General features: G+C 50.7%; 1 protein-coding gene. It reads left to right on the top strand.

All coding sequences use genetic code 11. The annotated features are described in order from the left end of the window. Window positions 1–163: 163 nt before the first annotated feature. Window positions 164–484, top strand: a 321-nt coding sequence (locus FDX22_RS20895) for a S4 domain-containing protein (protein WP_255433008.1), incomplete at its 3' end; no start/stop codon positions are given.

Raw genomic sequence — 484 nt, 5'->3', positions numbered from 1 at the left:
ATCAAGGCGGCAAGGGAACGAATTCCTGGGAGCATAGATAACTATGTGACCAGGGTGAGTGAGGGCAGCCAACGCAGAGACGGCTTGAAGGATGAAGTGTATACAGGAGAAATTATGTTGCCCGACTCATCCATCCGATTAANAAGTGTATACAGGAGAAATTATGCTGCCCGACTCATCCATCCGATTAAACAAATACATCAGTGAAAGCGGAATCTGCTCGCGTCGCGAAGCGGATCGCTTTATCGAACAAGGGAATGTCTTCCTGAATGGCAAACGCGCCACCATTGGCGATCAGGTGATGCCTGGCGACGTCGTGAAAGTGAATGGTCGGTTGATTGAGCCGCGTGAAGCGGAAGATCTGGTTTTTATCGCGCTGAACAAGCCGGTAGGGATTGTCAGCACCACCGAAGACAGCGAACGCGACAACATTGTTGATTTCGTGAATCACAGCAAGCGCGTGTTCCCCATTGGCCGTCTGGAT

The organism is Citrobacter sp. TBCS-14, from assembly GCF_005280805.1.
Lineage (GTDB): Bacteria > Pseudomonadota > Gammaproteobacteria > Enterobacterales > Enterobacteriaceae > Citrobacter > Citrobacter gillenii.
This window is presented reverse-complemented; position numbering and strand designations above follow the sequence as displayed.